The 16317-nt window shown below is 40.5% G+C and carries 7 protein-coding genes and 1 pseudogene; 2 read left to right on the top strand and 6 right to left on the bottom strand.

Translation table 11 applies throughout. The features are described 5' to 3' along the window. Positions 1 to 75: 75 nt before the first annotated feature. Entirely contained in the window at positions 76 to 978 is a 903-nt protein-coding gene (locus WKK05_RS13840; RefSeq protein ID WP_341530234.1) for an aminoglycoside phosphotransferase family protein, read from the bottom strand. Positions 979 to 1029: 51 nt separating this feature from the next. Beyond that, positions 1030 to 2052, bottom strand: a complete 1023-nt coding sequence (locus WKK05_RS13835) for an alanine--tRNA ligase-related protein (RefSeq protein WP_341531085.1) — start codon at positions 2050 to 2052, stop codon at positions 1030 to 1032. A 195-nt stretch (positions 2053 to 2247) separates the two neighbouring features. Between WKK05_RS13835 and WKK05_RS13830 the strand changes: the two genes are divergently transcribed. Beyond that, the gene (locus tag WKK05_RS13830) at positions 2248 to 2805 is read left to right on the top strand and encodes a dihydrofolate reductase family protein (protein WP_341530233.1); all 558 of its coding nucleotides are present in this window, start codon (positions 2248 to 2250) and stop codon (positions 2803 to 2805) included. Positions 2806 to 3232: 427 nt separating this feature from the next. On the opposite strand, the gene WKK05_RS13825 is transcribed toward WKK05_RS13830, so the two are convergent. From WKK05_RS13825 to WKK05_RS13810, 4 genes and pseudogenes are all read right to left on the bottom strand, one after another. Beyond that, on the bottom strand, positions 3233 to 3835 hold the full coding sequence (locus WKK05_RS13825; protein WP_341530232.1) for a hypothetical protein: 603 nt from the start codon (positions 3833 to 3835) through the stop codon (positions 3233 to 3235). A 258-nt stretch (positions 3836 to 4093) separates the two neighbouring features. Beyond that, positions 4094 to 5047 (bottom strand): annotated as a pseudogene (locus WKK05_RS13820) (IS630 family transposase). Positions 5048 to 5146: 99 nt separating this feature from the next. Beyond that, on the bottom strand, positions 5147 to 9604 hold the full coding sequence (locus WKK05_RS13815) for a caspase family protein (RefSeq protein WP_341530231.1): 4458 nt from the start codon (positions 9602 to 9604) through the stop codon (positions 5147 to 5149). A 28-nt stretch (positions 9605 to 9632) separates the two neighbouring features. After that, on the bottom strand, positions 9633 to 13460 hold the full coding sequence (locus WKK05_RS13810; protein WP_341530230.1) for a caspase family protein: 3828 nt from the start codon (positions 13458 to 13460) through the stop codon (positions 9633 to 9635). Between the two features lie 833 nt (positions 13461 to 14293). On the opposite strand from WKK05_RS13810, the gene WKK05_RS13805 reads away from it, so the two are divergent. After that, complete coding sequence (locus WKK05_RS13805) at positions 14294 to 16309, top strand: N-acyl-D-glucosamine 2-epimerase (protein ID WP_341530229.1); 2016 nt, start codon at positions 14294 to 14296, stop codon at positions 16307 to 16309. Positions 16310 to 16317: the final 8 nt, after the last annotated feature.

The raw sequence follows: 16317 nt of genomic DNA, 5'->3' as shown, positions 1-16317 counted from the left end.
GAATACTTGATCGCAAATCCTGTCCAAAATTGGGGAGTATTTTCCAGCAAACCGAGGGGCAATTTTTGGTGCTTGTTAGGCAACTCCACAGGCAGAAAACAAGGCTTGACGGTGCTGTTCCTCTTGAATCCTGATCAGGTGTAATTGGGCGATCGCCGCCGCAAATTCGTCATTACTACGTAAGAGTGAACCAACTGCCCAATCAATCGCCGCAATTAAATAGTGTTGATAGACGCGGTGTAATAATGAAATTAGCTCTTGTCTGGGATATCCGTTTAGCAGACGCGACAGAAAATCTAAGCCATAGTCCTCGTAGATGAAGACAAGATCCCATGCCGGATCACCAATCATCATATCTCCAAAATCAATGATGGCGGTCACTGACTTTGACCCCTGATCAAAAAGGACGTGATCAGGACTGAGATCGCCGTGCAGCAATACTGGATGAAACGCCTGTGTGTTAGCAGATTCCAAATATTTGCTGATCGCTTGCTCAATAAAATGTCTCTCTGGTTTATTAAGGATTGGATACAACTCTGCCCGTGATCGTGATAACAGGTCAGAATACTGCTCGGCATAGTTCTGAACGGGTATACTACAGGTGTTTGCGGTCAACAGATTACTGGCGTGAAGTTGGGTCAGGAACGTCGCAACCTGTTGGGCGCAGTGTGTACGACTGGTTGCATCGAGGCTAAGGTATCGTTCTTGTGATAATGAGACACCTGGCACAAAAGGGTAGACGGTGAATCGCAGTTCCCCCTGATCATCCATGCCTGCAATCTGTGGTGACGGAATTTTGAGCGTAAATTGACCTGCCAGACTAGGGAGTAGACAGTATTCACGACGGAGGCTTTGACGCGCAGCATCATGTTTCGCTAAGCGGCAGACCCACCCATCATTGATAAGATATGCCCAACAGAAGTCTCCTTCATCAAGATAGCGGATTGATTTAACTTTCCATTTTGGACAAGCGAGCAAAATAGCCTTCACTACTTCTTTTTGATTCATTGACCCTGCTGTATAGGATTTTTAAATTATCTTTTTGTTATTAATAATCTGTTGACTAATTTCAATAGGTATACCAAAAGTTTGGTAAAGAATTAATAAATCACTTTCGCTGGGGTTAGCAATTTTGCTTAACTTTTGCTTACCAAGCGATAAGACTTTTTGGTATTTTTCATATTCTTCTATGAAAATCAAATTATCATTTGGCTTATATCCAAGATGAAACATTCTTCTCATTAATTTGCGGAGGATATAACCATGCTTAGAATTGCTAGGCGTTATACCTTCACTCATAATCCAACTACAGGTTCGGTAGTGGTCTGTTAAAATAGGATTATCAAAAGTTTGGCAGAAGCAATCTATCTCATAAATACTTTTTTTCTTGCTTAATACATAAGTTAAGCGTTCTAATCCTAAACCAGAGTCAATACATCTAATAGGGGTGGGAGCTATATTGCCATTAATGTCAACTTGAGAATCAACAAAAACAATATTGTAAAACTCCAAAAATCGGTCTGAATCTAGGTCAATGCTATCTAGTTTTTTGTGCGGTTCAAAATCGTAAAAGAACTCTGTACACTGTCCTAAAATTCCAGGTTGTCCTGAACTCCAAATGTTTTCATAAGTTAAGACAATACGCTCTTGCGGCAAATATTTAGACCAGATTTCTTGAGTTTCTTGATCATCTGGGTGAACTGTAATAATCAAATTATTGGAATTGATACCATAAATTTTAGTTACTAATTTATAACCTAAACAAATGCTTTCCTGTTTGAAGTAATCTCCAAAACTAAAATGTCCTAACATTGTAAATCCCGTTAGGTGTCTTTTAGACTTACCTACCGAGTCAATGTCATTGGTACGAATACATTTTTGAGATGTTACAACTCGTTTATGTATAGGCTGTTGATGCCCTTCAAACATGGGCTTAAATGGTATCATCCCAGCAATTGTGTAGAGTAAATCCTTATCTTGCGAGATTAAGGAATGTTCTGGTAAATGATAATGCCCGTGTTCTTTATAAAATTTAATAAATTGTTGTTCGATTTGGCGACTTAATTTAAAGCCGCCGTTTATGCGTCCTGCATTTTCATTTTTTGCCTCTGGTATTTATGTATATCGCCTATTGTAACACATATAATACAAATGAGATATATTAACCTGAGATAACACTGTGCGATTTGTCTCTTGCACTTATCAGCACTGTATTTAGTTTAATGTTGGTCGAGTTGGAATTTTGTCATGAAAACTCAGTATTACACTGCCAGCAGCTTAGATGGCTTCATTGCTGATGAAGAAAATTCTCTCTCTTGGCTATTGCAATTTGGCGAACTTGAAGATAGCAGCTATTCTGGCTTCATCAGCTCTGTTGGGGCAATAGCAATGGGTTCGACAACCTATGAATGGATTCTCACTCATCAGATCAATGAACAAGCACAGCATCAGCAACGATGGGTTTATGAGCAACCAACTTGGGTATTTACTACTCGCGTTTTGCCTACTGTGGAAGGAGCGGATATTAGATTTGTTAAAGGGGATGTCCGGAGTGTTCATCAAGAGATGATTGAGGTGGTAGGCAATAAGAATATCTGGTTGATGGGCGGTGGAGACTTAGTTGGTCAATTTCATGATCATGGGTTACTTGATGAGGTAATTGTTCAGATTGCGTCAGTCACACTGGGGAGTGGAGCATCATTGCTACCACGTAAAATTGTTACACCTCCGTTAAAACTTTTATCTGCAAAGGTATATGGCAATGCCTTTGCGGAACTTCATTATGAAGTTTCCCGCTCACGCTGATTACGTAATCGTCAAATCTGTTGTTACAAATTAATCAGAATGAGCTTTGTGAAGGCATGGTCTAAACCACCGCCAACCAATCGCAAACAACAGATTTACACCTGTCCCCAAAGTTAACAGCCACTTGCCACTGCCCCAAATATCCATTCGGTGAACAGCTCACTATCAGCAGTCCCAACAGCCTTACCGAATGAGGAAACAAACTCTAATGTAGAACTGACCAGCTCGCATCTTGCCCCTGCGCCGAATCTCCGGCTTGTTAAGCCTAAAGGTAGACAGCGTAAGGCTTGCAGAGGGACTTTTGAGGCAGGGGGACAAGGGAGAAAGAAGAATTATTGCTCAATAACTCTTTCTCTTGCAACTTCTTCACCCTCCTTGCTCAAGAAAGCCCTCCAAGTACCTCGACCATTTACCTTTTCAACTGATTTTAAAAATCATTATCAGTAAAAGGAACTAGGGACGGTAAAAACCTTTTCACAGATGGGTGAAATTCTAACCTTGCTGGATAATCATCTGTTTGTGAAACTTCTAATTCAATTGTTTCCTGATTTTTTTCATCAAAAAGCAACTGAATTTGATAATCTGAAAAGAATTGTTCACCAAGCTCATCTTCTAAATCGAAAAGCTGTTCTTCATCACCCCAGATATCAGACCAAAGGACTATCCGATGAGCGCGAAAATGATTTTGACCTTTGACATCTCCAATTACAAAATATACTTCGACATTTAAATTTAAGCCAAATTCATCAACCTCTGCCTCTTTTATCCCACAGTTAACTACAATTAGACTATCAGGGTTAAGGTTGACTAGCTGCTGTTGACGCTGCAATAGTTCTTGAAGGACATAATCAGGTACTAACTTTGAAGTCCCTTCGAGTACAAGTTTTTGAGTTTCTGGTGAGTAACGAGTTTTTAATTCTTGGGTTATTAGATTTAAGATATCACCTGTAGCTAAATTGACGACTATCTTTTTATTCGTGGAATTGAGTAAACAACCGTGATTAAGTAAATTATGTTTTTTGCTTGCCATAATTTTATCAAACTTTTATTTGTTCAATAGATATTTTAACTTACTAAATAACAGTTAGTTAAATAATATTAAAAGCTTATTTTAATAATAATTTAAAAGTTAATAAGAATACTGCTAAATAATTGTATATGGTTATCAATATTTAATAATTATATTATAAATTCACAGAGGATAACTAACGGGAAAGAAATATTTTCTCATTATGTGTTAAGAACTGGTGTTGTTATATATTATTAGTGTCTAACACTATAGCATTTCTTAGTCTAGTGAAGTACAGTAGCAACAATGGGTAAACCAATTATAAATATCATTTAATGTGACTTGACTAAAAGCAGTTTCAATCGCTTTTGCTAAATCTGGATAACTCTTAGAACCAATAGAACGTAATAGATTTTTAATTTTTGACCAACAATTTTCAATAGGGGAAAAATCAGGAGAATATGGTGGTGAATAAATCAACTTAGCTCCAGCAGACTGGATTATCTTTTCAATCTCTGCACCTTTATGAATTGAACAATTGTCGATGATTACATAAGCACCTTCCCAAAGTTTTGGAACTAATTTTTGAGAGATATAAGCCTCAAATGTGAGTCCATCAGTTGCACCTAAAATGCTATATTGGCTAATCACCCCTTTCAGAGCGATGGCACCAATTATAGAGACATTTTTACAACGTTTTTGAGGTCGTGAACCATGCGCCATGAGTACCTTTTTTAGAGCGAGCCGAGTGTCTTATTAAAGATAGATTAGCTCCTGCTTCGTCAATAAATATGAGGTTTTTAGCTGGTATACCCTGAAGTTGGAGCCAGATTGTACTCTTAATGATTGAACTCTTTCAGTTTCTTTTTACGAGGCGTGTAATGTTTTTTTAAGGCTGATTTCCATCTTCTGTAACATTCTATCTACTGTAGAAATACCAATTATGACTCCTGTTTTTTCTGCCAAAATTGAGCGAATTTCTGATAAAGTAGCATCATTATTGGCTTCTACTATTTCTTTGAGAATATTAAATTGTTCAGAGTTGAGTTTTGGTGGTGTTTGTTCCGTCCTGACTTTAGGTGCGATACTACCTGTTTCTCTATACTGTTTTAGTAATTTCTCGATAAAACTTAAAGTTACACAAAATCTTTTGGCTAATTGACGTTGTGATATTCCCCCTTGTAAATATGTATCAAGAATTTTTTGGCGTAAATCGAGGGAATATGCTTTCATTTTTACCTTTCACTAGGATACGCACCTTTATTTGATTAAGTGTACTTCATTAGATAGATAAACGCTATATTAGTAAAGCCTACTACTGAAAGATTTAGGTTATATGTGGCACAGATGATGATCACTTTCTGGCAACTGAGAGTGATTCTGCAAATAGTCTTGGACTTCATTGCAAGTCTGCTTCATCAACTCATCGTATGATTGAATCGGCCACAACTTGGCAATGCTATCATCTCCGGCGCTAGCCAGCATCTTACCGTCTTTGCTAAAACTGACATTTCTGACCTCGCCTTGATGTGCTTTCCAGGCAGCAAACTGCTCCCTATTCTGCCAATCCCACAACTGCACATTGCCTTTTTGATCCCCACTGGCAATCATCTTGCCATCAGAGCTGAATGCTACAGAATTTACTGCCGCACCAAAATTTACTGCTGCCACAAATTCCTGGAATGGTTTATTACCCTGCAAGTTCCATAAGCGAATAGTGCCATCATCTCCAGCGCTAACTAGTCGCTGGCTATCGGGACTGAATGCCACACTAGAGACAGGGCCTAGATGACCCGAAACGTTTGTGATCAATTGCTGTTTGTGCCAGTTCCACACACGAGTAATGCCGTCATTTCCGGTGCTAGCCAGCAGCTTGCCATCTGGGCTAAAACTGACTTTGCAAAAGTGCTTTTCACGGGGGAATTTTACCATAGAGAACTTTGCTAACTGCCACCGCTTTTGCCAGTCCCACACAATAACAATACCGTTCTCTCCCACACTAGCTACTAGTTTACTATCCGGGCTAAAACTGACATCGCATATATGCTTTGGATAACTGAGGGATTCTGCCATTAATAAGGCTGTCAACTGTTGACCATGCAAGTTCCATAGGCGGACAGTACTATCATCTCCGGCACTACCCATCAACTGACCATCCGGGCTAAAACTGATACTGTGGATTCGTTTACCTTGATGTGCTGTCCATCCTAGCAACTGTTGACCCTGTAAGTTCCAAACGCGAATGATGCCATCATCTCCCCCTGTCGTGACTCGTTGACCATCCGAGCTAAAATTAATGCTGAGAACTCGTTTTTGATGACCTGATAATTCTGTTACTTGCTGACTATGCAAGTTCCACACACGGACAGTTTTATCATCTCCGCCGCTAGTTAGTAGTTGACCATCTGGGCTAAACCTGACACTTCTAACTGGGCCTTGATGCCCAGCAAATCTCTGCAACTCCTGACCCTGCAAGTTCCACAGGCGAACAGTGCCATCTCCGGCTGCACTAACTACTTGTTGACCATCTGGACTCCACATTGCACACCAGATTCGGCCTTGATGCCCTGTAAAAGCTTTCCCCAACTGCTGACCCTGCAAGTTCCACAGGCGAATAGTTTTGTCCTGTCCACCACTGACCAGTAACTGACCATCTGGGCTAAAACTGATACTACTGACAGGCTGTTGATGTCCTGTAAAAGGTTTCCCTAATAGCTTACCCTGCAAGTTCCACAGGCTGATAGTACTGTTTTTTCCGGCTGTAGCCAGTAGCTGTCCATTGGGGCTAAAACTGACGCTATTGACCGAGTTTTGATTTGCTTTCCATCCTCGCAACTGCTGACCTTGTAAGTTCCAAATGCGGATTGTATCGTCATCGCTGCCGCTAGCAATTAGCTGGCCATTGGGGCTAAAACGGATGCTCCTTACCCGACTTTGATGCCCTTTCAATTCTGCTAATAGTTGACCCTGTAAGTTCCATAAGCGACCAATGCCGTCCTCTGTGCCTGTAACGAGTAGCTGCCCATCCGGGCTAAAATCGACGTATCTGACCAGATTTGTCTTCCATACAACCTGCGCCTGACCTTGTAAGTTCCACAACCGAACAATGCCGTCCTCTCCAGCGCTTGCTATTAACTGCCCATCTGGGCTAAAACTGCTTCTGACCGTGCCTTGATGACCTTCCAAGCGGTTGCGTTCTTTGACTGTATAAACTGCTTTTTGCAGTGTTCCTTGCACTTGATTTTGTAGCTTTTCTGGCTTAAATAACTGCACTAGAGGTTGATTGAGCATTGTTCCGGCTCGTAAACTTGCGATCGCCCCATCTAAGGCTGGCGTTCCCAAGTCTACTTCTGCATTTTCTCTAAAAGCACTAGCTTGACCTATTTGTGCGTTTCTTAAATTAAATAGAGCGTAAAGAGTTAATCCACTTAACCCCAGGATGACAGCGATCGCAATACGCGATCGCCAAGCAATATTCTTGCGTTTCTGCACAACGCTACGCTGTACAAACTCCGCTTCTAACTGGTTGAACCAATTTTCATTGGACTTAAGTTTTTCATTCAAGACATCGAGATAAGGATTAGCATTCCAAAGAAACTGTACCTGTTTTTCTCGGTGTTGCTGTTGCTGACTTTGTGTTCGTCGCCACAGGCGCAACAGTTGAGCGTTGATTTTGTCAAATGAGTTTTCCACAACATAGCAACTGCTATCCAACCAATCCAAAACAGGTTCTACCTTGGCTTGCCAACCTGATGGTATTTCCCTACTTTTAACGCTTTGCCACTCAAAAGCAGCTGGTGTAAGTTGTCGTTGTAAAATTAAACTTTCTGCCTCATCTTGTTGCCACGCCAGCAGCTTTGGCCATCCCCGCACTAAGGCATCATGGGCAGGCTCTACATAAGCTTGACCCTCAGTATCTTGTCCTTGAACTAGCAGACGTGCTGCCGAAAAGCGCCGAATTACCTCTTTTACGCGCCCGTTTTCTGGTTCTGGGTACTCCATCTCAAATAAAGGTACTCGTCTACGCGCCAACTCTCCTCCACCCACAGCCACCATTCTCAGCATGACATGACGAATAGTTTGCTCGTAGGCTTGATTGTCGTTGACTAACTCCTCATATTCAGAGTTGGCTCTTTGGGTAAGACTTTGGATCACTCCACCCAGTTGTTCATAATCTGCTTGCGTAATCGCTCGGTTATTCCTTTTACCCTGACGGACAGCCTTTAAATACTTGAGGTAAAGTTCACTTAAGGTAAAGGAAAGTAGCGGTAACGCTCCTGGCATTTGTGCTACTTCATCTATTAACGTATCTACCAGATTGTGCGGCTCAAAATATATCACCCTTTTGGATGCTGGTTCTTCAATGCAGGCGCGTAATTCCTCCCGCGTCATTGCCGGTACGATAAACCGCGCACTTTGCCAATATGGTTCTAAGGCGGAATTTCGCAACTGAGGTTCAAAATCCGAGCGTAAAGTTAGTACGAGGCGAAAATTATCTGAATATTTAACTACTGCTTGCGCCAATAAATTTAAAAATTTCTGCCGTTCTTGCTCGTCTTGGCAGAGGGTGATAAGTTCTTCTATCTGGTCAATTACTAATAGCAACTTTGACTGAGGATAAACCTGACTCCAAGTTGCTAAACTGGCGCTCAGACTTTCCCGCAATAGTATGTTATTTAAAGCCTTCACCGGAGATTCCCCAGGACGTATAGTTCCTAGAATTTGCCACTGAGGCTGACTTCGCAAGTATGGGATCAATCCTGCTTTTACCAAGCTCGATTTCCCGGTTCCAGAAGCCCCAAGTACTACAGTTAACGGCTGACTACTGACAAATTCATGTAACTTTTCAGTCAAACCTTGTCTACCAAAAAACAGTTGGCTATGTTCTTCTTCAAAGGATTCTAAGCCGCGATAAGGGTTTTTTGATTCATCGAGTGGTGGTGCTGGAGGTAAATTTAATACATGTCCAGGAGTCAGAAAGATATACTCACCCTTGTCGTGCTTCTTCAGCGGCCAAATACCAGGGGTTTGCCGATGATGATCTTTGACAGTGGAAGGCTCAATGCGATCGCGCAAATTAAGGTAAAGTTTAGTAGCAGTAATTACTCCATCTCCTGAAGGCTGACCATAAGCAGCAGGATATAAATCAACTCCATTTGTCAGTGCTTCCAAGAGGGCGCTAGCAAAGGGTGAATGATCCCCAATTTGACCACGGTAATCTGCATCGAGTGCATTAGCATCTAAAGCTTTTTGGTCATAGGCAGCAGAGGTAATCACCTGCCATGCTGGATCAGAGATAAAGCGATCGTAGCGTTCTTGGTGAATCACTTCTGGCACAGTTAACAATTCTCTGGTGCTAGACCAGCGAAAGGCTCCGGCAAAACAGCAATCAAGGAATCCCAGAAAATGACGGCAAGGCAATTTCTCCAAAGCTTCCTGCAACTGAGTCATCGGTAAGTAGGTTTGAACCTCTCCAAGGATGGCATCTTGGGGAATTAAATAACCCTTTGGCCCATCATCAGCATTCAGAGCAATTCCATGACCTGCAAAGTAAAACAGCAAACGATCATCTGAATGTACTTGTTCTGGCAGAGTTTTCCAAAGTAGTTCATTCAGATTGGAGAGATTTGCCACTTCATCCAAACACAACCACACCTGATATCCGTGCTGTTTGCGCAAAACCTGCACTAATTGTTTAGCATCATTAACAGCATTTTGGAGTGGGGAAATTCCTTTGCCGTAATTGTTAATTCCAATCACAAGTGCCAGGTTGTGCGAAAACTCGGACATGGTATTAATCCTTTTTTGTCCTAATCAATCACATTTGTAGAGACTGATTAAATTGACTTTGATTTTTGGGTTCTGTGTATTTGAATTGTTGATATTGCCATAATGCCATCATCGCTATTGCTGCTAATACAGCAATCAATACACTAATTAACTGTTGATGTCTTCTGCTCTGGATTGAATCATGGTTAGTAGTGGTATGAAAAGCGCTGACAGTAGAAGGATTATCGGCTTTTTGTGGAAGTAAACTCACTGTCTGATTAGGAAGTAAATTGTCTATAACAGCCATGTCAACCGAGGAGGGTAGAGGTGTGTGAGAAAGCTCTTCTCGATCCGGGTGAGTAGTTAAATAATTCTTTGAATTGAAAGAATTACTCATCGCCGCCTCTAAATGATGGCGCTGAACGTACAACATACAAGTATTTGCTAATGCTGCTAACCCTTCAGGATAAGTGAAATAAACAAAATGATCACAGTCAATTTCTTTAACTTGAGGTGGAGGCTGACGTTCTTGACTGACACTTTTGATGCTGTGTACAGTTGCAGCAAGGTCGTTTGGTTGATCAAAAAACGCTAATGCTGCTGTCTTATAAAACAGCTTTTGCATTAGTCGCTCTAAAGGACTGGACTGCTGATTAGCTTCTGGTTGGAGAGCGGCGGGAATAATTGATGTATTACCAGCAATGATTGTGTAAGGAATCCCAGGATCAGGACTGGCTGCCAATTTTTGCAAAAATTGAGAGCCAGGACGCATTTCATCTAAGGAAACATCGATAGTTTTAATTACCTCGACAGATTTGTTCATTGCCTTAAGCAACATTCCCAAAACTGGTACAGGCCAAGTAATTGTTGACAGACCATTTAGCCCAATACTCAAGGTAGTTAGCGCCCAATCTTCGATAGTAGACCAAGGAGAGCCAGCATTTGGTGTACCCAGCATAATTAAGTTCTGCACGACGCGATCGCCTGCTTCTGTTTCAATAAACCAACGAGAAACCAGGCCTCCCATTGAATGAGCGACAATGTGCAAGGCTTTACCGTGATTTTCTCCTAAACCAACTGCTGCGAGTTTTTGCTTCAGGAGTTTGGCATTATCTTCAATGGAAGTGTTGAGGCTTTCATAGTCAAAGCTGAGAACTAGATCATATAAGTCAGTAAGTTTTGCCCTTTGTATACTCCCAACCATGTTTTGACTATCGCCAATGATACCGTGGATGAAAAGAACAATTCGCTTGGCTTGGGCAACTCTTTGCTTAACTTGCTCGATGGCACCAATGTAATTAACTACACCATCTGGACTAACATCTGCTACCGCTAAAATTGGGTAATCAAACTGCCATCCTAAATTTTGAGACATTATTTTTTGGAACAAAATCCGAATAGAACCCCCAAGGCTGCGTTTTCCTTCACTCACAGGTTCGGTTAAACGCTCCAAGACAATTTCTGTTGTACCATCCACAGTACTGTGAGCGCGTCCTAAAGGTATGAAAAACTCGCCATCATAACTGATTGGTAAGAGATACTCGTCTGGTTCTAAGGAGGAATCAACAACTAGCTTTAAAGGATGATCTGGCGTGACAACAGATGAGTCTTCTACCTGATTAAATTCCAATACACTCAACCCTGGATCAGTTCCACGACTGGTAGTGAATTGAAAGGGTCGAATTCCCGAATGATCTGCCCGCAAAAGAGGCGGTAGTAAATGATTACCTAAATCCCTGGAAGATTGGGAGACTGTTGTCAGCCGAACATTAGCTTTTAAACTGGGATGCGATCGCAATTTCACACCAGATCCCAGAGAAACACTTTCTTGTCCTCTAGGAATCGATGTGGTGTTTTGTGGATGAATAGTTGTAATGATGATTTGACTAGTTACCCAGTCGTCGCACATTTCTTCTTCTGGTTTAGCTCTAAGGTCGCGCGATGGAATCCTGTTCATCAAACGGTTCAGTGTCCCTTGACCTCGACGAGGTGTTGGTGTGGAACGAGAAGGTAAATCAAGCTCATCTTGTGTGAGCAAGGTTGCGTCAAATTCCGCAGTGCTGACAATTAATTTGAGAATATCTTTAACTTCAGTAATTCCCTGTCCCTGCCATAGTTTTTCGGGAACTTGGGCATAAATTGAATTACCGCCTAAAGCCCAAGCTTCATCTCCTACTTGTCCACTTGGGCGCAGCCAAATTCCTCCTGTTTCAAACAAATCAGCACTAACTGCAAAACGATCTGTTAGATTCAGGAGGGCGCAATATACTGGTTCATTACTCGTATTTTTTAACTTAATTTTGAAATTAGGTTGCTTCCATTTACCATTTTCTTGTTGATACTCCAGGCGCATTTGGATATCTTGCCGCTCTTGTCCATCTTGATAGATAAGTATTTGTACTGCGTCTGGTGGAATTCTGGTACTGGTAGGGCTAGAAAGTTCGTAAATATTTGTCCAACGGGCAATATGTTCTAATCGTTGTATTGCCTGCGAGGCAGTCGCCTGTGTATAACCTTGAATTTGAGCGACTAAAGGACGGTCATCGGCGGGTCGTGTAATCAAATATTCATCATTACGAGCCAGCAATTTAAACTCAGCAGTTTCAGGTGTAGTTACTTCTCGCAGGTATAAGGATTGTTGATTCTGTGGCCCAGATGTCAGCAGTGTAGTACGTGCTAATTTTACTCCCACATCCTCACCAGTAATCAATACTCCTTTAGGTGGTAAAGGTAGACTAGTGACAACTGCCTTAAAAATCATCTCAGTATTTAAGTCTCTGATACCGCTAATTTGAATTTTGCTCAACTGCGGCATGACTTCAAGCACTTGAGCTTCACCTATTGCCCTTGATAATTGATGTAGCTGTTCAGAGGGGGTATCAAAAGGAAATAATGCCAGTAAAGTTGTTTCATCACCAGAAGGTTCAGGAATTCCATGAACAGCACCACCATCAATTACCCATGTATGGTTTTTGTGATAACTAACTGTAAAGTAGGGAGTGTGTGAAGCGATCGCTCCTCCTAAAAATAGTTGGTTTAAATCACCCTGAACTGTGGCTTCTATTTGAGGAGACTGAGCCGCAACTTTACTACAAACTAGAGCATTAGTGCGTTTGAATAAATCTCTATAAGTGAGGCTACCATTGGCTTTTATTAAGGTATCAAGTAAAAAGTAAGAGAATGCCCCTCGGATTTGCCCATCTGCCATGTACTCTTTAGCTTCCTCGTAATCTTGGCAAGCCGCAAAAAATATATGTTTTCCTTGAGGTAAAGTCCAACCAGCAGCATTTTTGGCCAAACTGCGGGAATTTGAGAGTTGTTTGGCTTCTACTAAAGAGAAAATGAAGCTGTCTAAAGGTCGCTGACGGTGATCAATGGGTGCTTTACGAACAGCAGTTTCTAGTTCTAAATCGCCGCGAATGCCTGAACCTGAATGGCAACAGTCCATTATAATCACGATATGAGGGTTTTTCTCGGCTACCTCAGCAATTAGCTTCCCTAATTCTTTATCTGTTAAATCCCAACACCCAGGATTCCGACTGTCATAACAAACGAGAGTTTCATCTAGCCGATCTGGCTCTAAAGTCCAAAACTCTTCAGGTGTTGCTTGTTGGCTACCATGACCTGAATAGTAAAAAAAGACAATATCTTCATTACTAGCTTGACATAAATGTTGTCGAAAACCATTAATTATTGCCTGACGAGTGGCATCTTGGTTTAAAAGTATGTGTAAATTTAGCTTATGTTGATTGGGAGAAACCCGCCCTAACAAATACTCTTTTACAGCCAAAATATCGTTTATGCAGCCCTTGAGAGGAGGGACAGAATTAAGGTAATTATCAATACCAACCAGCAATGCATAGATATTACGAGTCATTCTGAATCTCTCTTATTAAATTTGATAAAGTGTGGCGATTTTTAACAAGTTAAGCAATTTTAAATTTAGTTAAGTTTGCAATTACAAGTCCCAAGTCAAGTTTTTAAGTTTTGTAAAAACATTAGCAACATCTTCTTGCTTAACAAAACGATGATATTGCTTTATTTACATATTTCTTTATTAAGCAACAAACCTAATAGTGGGAGCTATTCCTAAAGTTAGATTGTTATTATTTATTTGGGTAGATAATAACAATATGTCTTTTATAAACCTAAATTTAATTACTTTTTTGCTCACCATTTTTGTGAGTAAGTCTTAAAAAGCTTGAGTAACAAAGCTCATCTCATACTTTCGCTCTTGAGCTTGTCTCTATTTCTCAAGATAAGTGAAATACTCTATTCTTTTTCACTCTTGCTATATAAGCTTTGTATAAAGTGTTGCTTCAAATAAGGTTATTTATATCTTATATCTAACGATTCATCTTTCTCTAACCATAGATAGAGAATTAGTGCCAATTGACTCAACTATAGTCGGAGCAAATCAAGGTAAATTTTAACAGGATTGTTTTTAAAAACTTTTTGATTTTCACTCCAAAAACAAGTATAGCAATCCTCTATGAGTTGTAAAAATTAATGAACTGGCTTCTAATGTTTTACAAAGCTCTCTTTAATTAATCATTGACGAGGCTTTTTTCAAATACCTGATTGCAAGTTTATGATAATTCTTAAAAATAAGATTTTTCTTTAGATATATCGTTACGAATAGTTAGCTGCGATATTTCTATGCAGTAATAAGAAGTATTTGGTTGAGATAAGAATGAAAGGATAATAAACATGAAGAAATTCACTGTGAACACAACCATAATGGGCAAAGTTACAGATATTGCAGAGGAGCAAGGAAAATTTAGTATTAAATGCCGTAGTGGAGATGAATTCCAGGTTGCAGTTGGTAGGGAAACACGATTTCAATTTCTACAAAATTTGGATGGTGTAAACCGCGATCGCGTCCCAACTCCTGAAAATTTTCATCAGTCATCGCCAGCAGATTCAGTGAGAAAATACATCCAGTCTGATAGCTTAGTAGTTTTACAAGGGGTGTATATAGAAAATAATGGTAACTGCCAATATAACGCTCGCATTATTAGCTTACTAAATTCATATAAAGGACAAGGTGAATATCTTTTTGAGCAAACTCACTGGTGGCTGACGCAAATTGCTCGTTTAGCAGATAGTTGGTTAGGCAATTTATTTCCAAATAAACAAACCTATGAAATTGATGATTTTGCTCTTTACCGAACTAACTTGAACATCATCGGTTTACCAACAGATGATGATATCCAGGAATGTGCAACTCTTTCCAGGCTGATCTATGGTCTTTCCTCTGCTTACTTGCTAACTGGAGGCGAACGCTACCTTTCAGCTGCTCGTGCTGGAGTTCAATACCAACGAGAAACTTTTCGCACTTTAACATCTGATGGCAAACATTGTTTTTGGGCTTTTGGCAAGCGCAAGACGAAGTACAGTTATGAGTTGTATTTACGCTCTCTCAACGAGGATGATAGAGATACAATCCCACTTTACGAACAAATTTATGCCTTAGCTGGATTAGCTCAGTACTATCGAATCACTCTAGATTGGGAAGTACTTGATGATATCAAGCGGACTGTTCGTGTCTTTAATGATTTCTTCGCCGATCCTGAATCAGAGTACGGCAAACATGCTTATGGTGATTATTTTTCACACCTTGATTATGTGACGTTAAATTGGGATAGTCCGGCTCTTGGTGATAACCAAGCTAGAAAAAATTGGAATTCAATTGGGGATCATATACCGGCTTATTTAATTAACGTGATTTTGGCATTAGAACCTTTGCCATTAACTGATCATGGTTACGAAGAAATCGGGAAATTTTTAGACACTTGCAAGAAGATTCTCAAAACAACTTCCACAATCATTGTCGATAGATTTCCTGATCCCGATCCCAACGTTCCATTTGTGAATGAGCGATTTTTGCGAGATTGGAAACCAGACCATAATTGGCGGTGGCAACAAAATCGTGCCGTTGTGGGACACAATTTGAAGATAGCCTGGAACCTGACTCGTGTGGCTAACTATCATTACTCCTTAGCTGCTCAATCTGCTGTTGATAACGCGCAAGAAGCCGAAGAATCACAACGTTTAGCCGATAAGTTGATGAAGCTAGCAGATAATTTAGGCATGAAGATGGCAGAGATTGGCGTAGACCTATTTAGGGGTGGAATCTTTGATACTTTAGAACGTAATCCGCAAAATGGAACGCCATTAGAATTTCCTTGGTTCAACACTAAAGACTTCTGGCAACAAGAACAATCCCTATTAGCCTACTTAATTCTTCATGGTTGCAGTAATGAAAATCATGACCAAAAACAAGAGTATTTACGGTTAGCACGAGAAACAGCCGCATTTTGGAATCTATTCTTTCTTGATCAAGACAATAAAGGTATTTTCTTTCGAGTCAGTGAGAGTGGTGATGCAATTACTTCAGGACAGTATGCACAAAAAGGTGGCCATGCAATTTCTGGATACCATGCCTTTGAGCTAAATTATTTGGCTCATATTTATATCAGTAGCTATGTGACAAAAGAACCCTTCTGTTTGTATTTCAAACCTAATCTTGATTGTCGCCAGCGCTCTATCAATGTTTTACCTGATTTTGTTAGACCCAATACTCTGGAAATCAGCAGAGTCAGCATTGATGGTAGCGATCGCACCTCAATCGATCCTGATAATTTTCAAATTGAACTGGGAGAGAAAGAATTTCAACTTGGTTCAGAAGCAGAAATCATTGTGGAATTTACCCCCAAGACTTAGGAGAGAAG

The organism is Nostoc sp. UHCC 0302 (assembly GCF_038096175.1).
GTDB lineage: Bacteria > Cyanobacteriota > Cyanobacteriia > Cyanobacteriales > Nostocaceae > UHCC-0302.
The sequence above is the reverse complement of the archived record's forward strand: the minus strand, read 5'-3'. Positions and strand labels throughout refer to the sequence as shown.

What these genes read in the sequence shown, in the direction of transcription:
- WKK05_RS13830 (WP_341530233.1), top strand. Translation starts at nt 2,248, where the DNA reads ATGAAAACTCAGTATTACACTGCCAGCAGCTTAGATGGCTTCATTGCT.
- WKK05_RS13825 (WP_341530232.1), bottom strand. Translation starts at nt 3,835, where the DNA reads ATGGCAAGCAAAAAACATAATTTACTTAATCACGGTTGTTTACTCAAT.
- WKK05_RS13815 (WP_341530231.1), bottom strand. Translation starts at nt 9,604, where the DNA reads ATGTCCGAGTTTTCGCACAACCTGGCACTTGTGATTGGAATTAACAAT.
- WKK05_RS13810 (WP_341530230.1), bottom strand. Translation starts at nt 13,460, where the DNA reads ATGACTCGTAATATCTATGCATTGCTGGTTGGTATTGATAATTACCTT.
- WKK05_RS13805 (WP_341530229.1), top strand. Translation starts at nt 14,294, where the DNA reads ATGAAGAAATTCACTGTGAACACAACCATAATGGGCAAAGTTACAGAT.